Consider the following 7165-nt stretch of genomic DNA (forward strand, 5'->3'; position numbering starts at 1 on the left):
ATATTTTAGTGAGATCGTAAAAAAATTACCTAAAGAAACTGTCGAAATTTCTGTGGAAAATCATTTTATGACAAAAATAAAATCTGGAAAATCAGAGTTCAACTTAAATGGTTTAGATGCCGCTGAATATCCGTTATTACCACAAATCGAAGAACATCATGTATTTAAGATTCCAACAGATTTACTAAAGCACATGATTCGTCAAACAGTATTTGCAGTTTCAAGTTCTGAAACAAGACCGATCTTGACAGGTGTAAACTGGAAGGTATATAACAGCGAGCTAACTTGCATTGCAACAGATAGTCACAGACTAGCACTTCGTAAAGCAAAAATCGAAGGGTATAATATTGCCGATGAATTTCAAGCGAATGTCGTTATTCCTGGTAAGAGCTTAAGTGAATTAAGTAAAATTCTAGATGAATCTGAAGAAATGGTAGATATCGTTATTACGGAGTATCAAGTATTATTCCGTACAAAACATTTATTATTCTTCTCAAGATTATTAGAAGGAAATTATCCAGATACAACGCGTTTAATTCCAGCTGAAAGTAAAACTGATATATTTGTAAATACAAAAGAATTTTTACAAGCGATTGATCGTGCGTCGCTGTTAGCAAGAGATGGTCGTAACAACGTTGTTAAATTATCGACATTAGAACAACAGATGTTAGAGATTTCTTCGAATGCACCAGAAATCGGAAAAGTAGTAGAAGAGGTTCAATGTGAAAATGTAGATGGAGAAGAATTAAAAATATCTTTTAGTGCAAAATATATGATGGACGCATTAAAGGCTTTAGACAGTACAGAAATTAAAGTTAGCTTTACTGGAGCGATGAGACCGTTTTTAATTCGCACAGTAAATGATGATTCCATTATCCAATTAATTTTACCAGTCCGTACTTACTAAGTAAGGATTAAGGGTTGCTAGTGTAAAGGTACTAGTGACCCTTATTTGATTTGTGGGGTATTACTTTCCTAATGCTAGTTTATTTAGTACAATGAAAGAATGAACACTTTCAGAAAGTGAGCGATTTTATGAAACTTATTAAGATTTCAACAGAATACATTACACTAGGACAATTTTTAAAGTTAGCTGATGTAATTGATACAGGTGGCGCTGTGAAATGGTTCTTACAAGAATATGAAGTATACGTGAATCAAGAACTTGAAGATAGAAGAGGCCGAAAGTTATATGCAAATGATATTGTTGAAATTCCGGGAAGCGGAACTTTCCAAGTTCAGGCATAAAGGGGGATCCCTTTGTTTATTACAGAAATACAATTAAAAAACTATCGCAATTATGAGCATTTAGAGCTTTCCTTTGAGGATAAAGTCAATGTAATTATTGGTGAAAATGCGCAAGGGAAAACGAATCTGATGGAAGCTATTTATGTATTGGCGATGGCGAAATCTCATAGAACTTCGAACGATCGTGAACTCATCCGTTGGGATGAGGATTATGGTAATATAAAAGGTAGATTACAAAGGCGAAATAGTTCAGTATCCTTAGAATTAAATATTTCAAAAAAAGGTAAAAAGGCAAAGTTAAATCAGTTAGAACAACAAAAATTGAGCCAGTATATTGGTGAAATGAATGTTGTTATGTTTGCCCCAGAAGATTTAAATCTTGTAAAAGGAAGTCCTCAAGTACGAAGACGCTTTTTGGATATGGAACTTGGACAAATAGCTCCGGTCTATTTGTATGAATTAAGTCAATATCAAAAGGTACTCACGCAACGAAATCATTTACTTAAGAAGATGCAAGGGAATAGTAAAAACGAGGAAACGATGTTGGATGTATTTACACTTCAACTTATTGAGCATGGTGCAAAAATTTTGCGAAAACGTTTTGAGTTTTTGCATTTACTACAAGAATGGGCTGCTCCAATTCATCGCGGAATTAGCAGGGGATTAGAGGAGTTAGAAATCGTTTATAAACCAAGTGTAGATGTATCAGAATCAATGGATTTGTCGAAAATAAAAGAAGTATACTATGAAAGTTTTCAATCTGTGAAACAACGTGAAATTTTTCGTGGTACAACTTTACTTGGTCCTCATCGTGATGATTTACAATTCTTCGTTAATAGTAAAAATGTTCAAGTCTTTGGTTCACAAGGACAACAACGAACAACCGCACTATCCCTAAAATTGGCTGAAATTGAATTGATATACTCAGAGGTTAAGGAATATCCAATTCTTTTACTAGATGATGTGTTATCAGAATTAGATGATTATCGTCAATCGCATCTGCTAAATACAATTCAAGGAAAAGTACAAACCTTTGTGACAACGACGAGTGTCGAGGGAATTGAACACGAAACATTGAAAGAAGCGAAAACAATTCATGTAACGAACGGCACGGTAGATTGTGAAATAGACAGAAAATAATTTCTGTTTAAATGGAAAAGTAGGTGATCTTTGTGTCAATGGAACAAAAGCAAATGCAGGAAAATGCATATGATGAAAGTCAGATTCAGGTGTTAGAAGGACTGGAGGCAGTTCGAAAGCGTCCTGGTATGTATATCGGTTCTACAAGTGGAAAAGGTCTTCATCACCTCGTATGGGAAATTGTTGATAACAGTATTGATGAAGCTTTAGCAGGATATTGTGATGAAATTAATGTCAGTATTGAAGAAGATAATAGTATTGTTGTAACAGATGATGGCCGTGGTATCCCTGTTGGTATACAAGAAAAAATGGGACGTCCCGCTGTAGAAGTTATTATGACGGTACTCCATGCCGGTGGTAAATTTGGCGGTGGTGGTTATAAAGTTTCTGGTGGTTTGCATGGTGTAGGTGCATCTGTTGTAAATGCTTTATCAACAGAATTAGAGGTATTTGTACATCGAGATGGAAAAATACACTATCAAAAATATGAACGTGGGGTCCCGGCTGCAGATTTAAAAGTAATAGGTGAAACTGATCGTACAGGAACGATCACACGCTTTAAGCCAGATTCAGAAATTTTTACAGAGACGACAGAATACGAATTTGATACATTAGCGACTCGTATGCGTGAGTTGGCGTTTTTAAATCGTAATATTAAATTAACAATTGAAGATAAGCGTGAACATAAGCAAAAGAAAGAATTCCATTATGAAGGTGGAATTAAATCATATGTTGAACATTTAAATCGTTCAAAACAACCGATTCATGAAGAACCTGTATATGTTGATGGTTCAAAAGATGGGATTCAGGTTGAGGTTGCTCTTCAATATAACGAAGGCTACACAAATCATATTTATTCATTTACAAATAATATTCATACGTATGAAGGCGGTACACATGAGGTAGGTTTTAAGACTGCTCTAACACGTGTAATTAACGATTATGGTCGTAAAAATAATATTTTAAAAGATGCGGATAGTAATTTAACTGGTGAAGATGTTCGTGAAGGCTTAACAGCAATCGTGTCAATTAAGCATCCAAATCCACAATTTGAAGGACAAACAAAGACGAAACTTGGAAATAGTGAAGCGAGAACGATTACAGAGTCTGTATTCTCAGAGGCGTTTGAAAAGTTCTTACTAGAAAATCCCAATGTTGCACGTAAAATTATAGATAAAGGGACTATGGCAGCACGTGCACGTGTAGCGGCTAAAAAGGCTCGTGAACTAACGCGCCGAAAGAGCGCTCTAGAAGTTTCAAGTTTACCAGGGAAGCTAGCTGATTGTTCTTCTAAAGATCCAGCAATTAGCGAAATTTATATCGTGGAGGGTGACTCTGCGGGCGGATCTGCAAAACAAGGACGCGATCGTCATTTTCAAGCGATTTTACCACTGAAGGGTAAAATTATTAACGTTGAAAAGGCACGTTTAGATAAGATTTTATCAAATGATGAAGTTCGTACAATTATTACAGCAATCGGTACAAATATTGGTGGGGATTTTGCTATTGAAAAAGCTCGCTATCATAAAGTTATTATTATGACAGATGCCGATGTTGATGGTGCACATATTCGTACCCTATTATTAACGTTCTTCTATCGTTATATGCGTCAAATCATTGAGTGTGGATATATATATATCGCACAGCCACCGTTGTTTAAAGTACAACAAGGTAAAAAAATTCAATATGCTTATAACAATAAAGAACTTGAAAAAATACTAGCTGAATTACCAGCTCAACCTAAGCCTGGGATTCAGCGTTATAAAGGTCTAGGGGAAATGAATCCAACTCAGCTGTGGGAGACGACAATGGACCCAGAAGTACGTTCATTACTTCAAGTTTCTCTTCAAGATGCAATTGAAGCGGATGAAACATTTGAAATTTTGATGGGTGATAAAGTAGAGCCGCGTCGTAACTTTATCCAAGAAAATGCAAAATACGTGAAAAACCTTGATATTTAAGTGAGTAATGACAGGAATCTAAGTATTCCTGTCTTCTACATATAAATCAATGTATGTGTAACGGAAATGTAAGAGGAGGTGCTCGTTGATGTCAGACAATCAACAACAAGCACGAATTCGAGAAATTAATATTAGTCATGAAATGCGTACATCATTTTTAGATTACGCAATGAGTGTTATCGTGTCTCGTGCATTACCAGATGTTCGTGATGGATTAAAACCAGTTCATCGTAGGGTTTTATATGCGATGAATGATTTAGGAATTACAGCTGATAAAGCATATAAGAAGTCGGCGCGTATTGTCGGCGAAGTAATTGGTAAGTATCACCCGCACGGTGATTCAGCTGTTTATGAAACAATGGTACGTATGGCACAAGATTTTAGTCAACGTTACATGCTTGTTGATGGACATGGTAATTTCGGTTCTGTTGATGGAGATTCAGCGGCAGCAATGCGTTATACAGAAGCAAGAATGTCTAAGATTTCTATGGAATTAATACGCGATATTACAAAGAATACAATTGATTATCAAGATAACTACGATGGTTCTGAAAGAGAGCCAGTTGTATTACCAGCGCGTTTCCCTAACTTATTAGTCAATGGTACGACGGGTATTGCGGTTGGTATGGCAACAAACATTCCACCGCATCAACTTGGAGAAGTAATTGATGGTGTGTTGGCGTTAAGTCATAACCCTGATATCACTATCGCGGAATTAATGGAATATATTCCTGGACCAGACTTCCCAACTTCAGGTTTAATCTTAGGGCGAAGTGGAATTCGAAGAGCTTACGAAACAGGTCGCGGTTCTATTATACTTCGTGCTAAAGTTGAAATTGAAGAGAGAGCAAATGGTAAACAAACTATTATCGTAACAGAACTACCTTATCAAGTTAATAAGGCGCGATTAATTGAAAAGATCGCAGAACTAGTTCGTGATAAGAAAATTGAAGGTATTACAGATTTACGTGATGAATCAGATCGAAATGGTATGCGTATTGTTATGGAAGTACGTCGTGATGCCAATGCCAATGTACTATTAAATAATCTATATAAACATACAGCACTCCAAACAAGTTTCGGTATTAATATGTTGTCTCTTGTAAATGGAGAGCCACAAGTCTTAAATTTAAAACAAAATCTATATTATTATTTAGAGCATCAAAAGGTAGTGATTCGTAGACGTACTGCTTATGAATTAGAGAAAGCAGAAGCGCGTGCTCATATTTTAGAAGGCTTACGAATTGCTTTAGATCATCTTGACGAAGTTATTACTTTAATCCGTAGTTCAAAAACAGCTGATATTGCAAAACAAGGTTTAATGGAACGTTTCGGCTTAAGTGAGAAACAAGCGCAAGCGATTTTAGATATGCGTTTGCAACGTTTAACTGGATTAGAACGCGAAAAAATCGAACAAGAATATCAAGATTTAATGAAGATAATTGCAGAGTTAAAAGCAATTTTAGCAGACGAAGAAAAAGTTCTTGAAATTATTCGCGAGGAATTAGCTGAAGTAAAAGAGCGTTTTAATGATAAGAGAAGAACAGAAATTACAATTGGCGGTATGGAAGCTATAGAGGATGAAGATTTAATCCCAGAACAAAATATCGCAATTACACTTACTCATAATGGTTATATTAAGAGGTTACCGGCTTCTACGTACAAAACACAGAACCGTGGGGGACGTGGTGTACAAGGAATGGGTACGAATGATGATGACTTTGTCGAACATTTATTAACAACGTCTACTCATGATCATATTTTATTCTTCACAAACAAGGGTAAAGTATACCGTACAAAAGGATATGAAATTCCAGAGTATAGTCGTACAGCAAAAGGTATACCGATTATTAATCTATTAGGGGTAGATAAGGGTGAGTGGATCAACGCTATTATTCCAATTCGTGAATTTGGTGACGACCAGTTCTTATTCTTTACAACGAAACAAGGTATCTCTAAGAGAACACCACTTTCATCATTTGCCAATATACGTACAAATGGTTTAATTGCAATTTCTCTTCGTGAAGAGGATGAATTAATCTCTGTACGCTTAACATCTGGTGATAAGGATATTATCGTTGGGACAAGTAACGGTATGTTAATTCGTTTCAATGAGCAAGATGTGCGTTCAATGGGACGTAATGCGGCTGGTGTAAAAGCAATTACATTAGGTGATGAAGATCAAGTTGTAGGTATGGAAATTGTCGAAGAGGATGTAAATGTTCTAATTGTAACCAAAAATGGTTATGGAAAGCGTACACCGATTGATGAATACCGCCTGCAAAGTCGTGGTGGTAAAGGTCTGAAGACTTGTAATATTACAGATAAAAACGGTAAGTTAGTAGCGGTTAAGTCTGTAACAGGTGAAGAAGACATTATGTTAATTACAGCAGCAGGCGTTATTATTCGTATGCCGGTTGATCAAATTTCTCAAATGGGACGTAATACACAAGGTGTTCGTCTAATTCGATTAGAAGATGAGCAAGAGGTAGCGACAGTAGCAAAAGCGCAAAAAGATGAAGAAGAAGAATCTAATGAAGAGGATTCGTCTGAAGAGTAAGAGTGGGGATTTCTCCCCCCTCTTATTTTTTTATAATAATACTTGCATAGCAATAGGAAAGTGTATATAATAGGAAAAGTCAGCAAATGAGAGATACAAGTTATCGAAAAAAACTTGTTGACGAAAATAATATACTATGATATATTATGAAAGTCGCTGAAACGCGATGTTGAACTTTGAAAACTAAACGAAACAAACAATGTGAAACGTCAATTTTTATTTTTAGATGCTAGACAAACTAACTTTATTGGAGAGT

The 7165-nt window shown here is 35.8% G+C and carries 5 protein-coding genes; all 5 read left to right on the top strand.

The window, feature by feature from the left end:
- A partial coding sequence (gene dnaN, locus AB3X49_RS15110) for a DNA polymerase III subunit beta (protein ID WP_367963090.1) occupies positions 1 to 907 on the top strand: 907 nt, incomplete at its 5' end.
- Positions 908 to 1035: 128 nt separating this feature from the next.
- A complete protein-coding gene (yaaA, locus tag AB3X49_RS15115) occupies positions 1036 to 1248 on the top strand; it encodes a S4 domain-containing protein YaaA (RefSeq protein WP_367963092.1) in 213 nt (70 codons plus the stop codon).
- Between the two features lie 12 nt (positions 1249 to 1260).
- Positions 1261 to 2388, top strand: a complete 1128-nt coding sequence (gene recF / locus AB3X49_RS15120; protein WP_002016486.1) for a DNA replication/repair protein RecF — start codon at positions 1261 to 1263, stop codon at positions 2386 to 2388.
- Between the two features lie 38 nt (positions 2389 to 2426).
- Positions 2427 to 4349, top strand: coding sequence for a DNA topoisomerase (ATP-hydrolyzing) subunit B (gyrB, locus tag AB3X49_RS15125; protein WP_002034986.1), 1923 nt, complete (start codon positions 2427 to 2429; stop codon positions 4347 to 4349).
- A gap of 88 nt (positions 4350 to 4437) precedes the next feature.
- Positions 4438 to 6909 carry a DNA gyrase subunit A gene (gene gyrA / locus AB3X49_RS15130; RefSeq protein WP_002034984.1) on the top strand — a complete coding sequence of 824 codons (2472 nt, stop codon included), beginning with the start codon at positions 4438 to 4440 and terminating at the stop codon, positions 6907 to 6909.
- Positions 6910 to 7165: the final 256 nt, after the last annotated feature.

Origin of the sequence: Bacillus sp. C30, assembly GCF_040838255.1 — a bacterium.
Classification (GTDB): domain Bacteria; phylum Bacillota; class Bacilli; order Bacillales; family Bacillaceae_G; genus Bacillus_A; species Bacillus_A mycoides.

Coding starts and splice junctions, on each gene's coding strand:
- yaaA (WP_367963092.1), top strand. CDS start 1,036: ATGAAACTTATTAAGATTTCAACAGAATACATTACACTAGGACAATTT.
- gyrB (WP_002034986.1), top strand. CDS start 2,427: ATGGAACAAAAGCAAATGCAGGAAAATGCATATGATGAAAGTCAGATT.
- gyrA (WP_002034984.1), top strand. CDS start 4,438: ATGTCAGACAATCAACAACAAGCACGAATTCGAGAAATTAATATTAGT.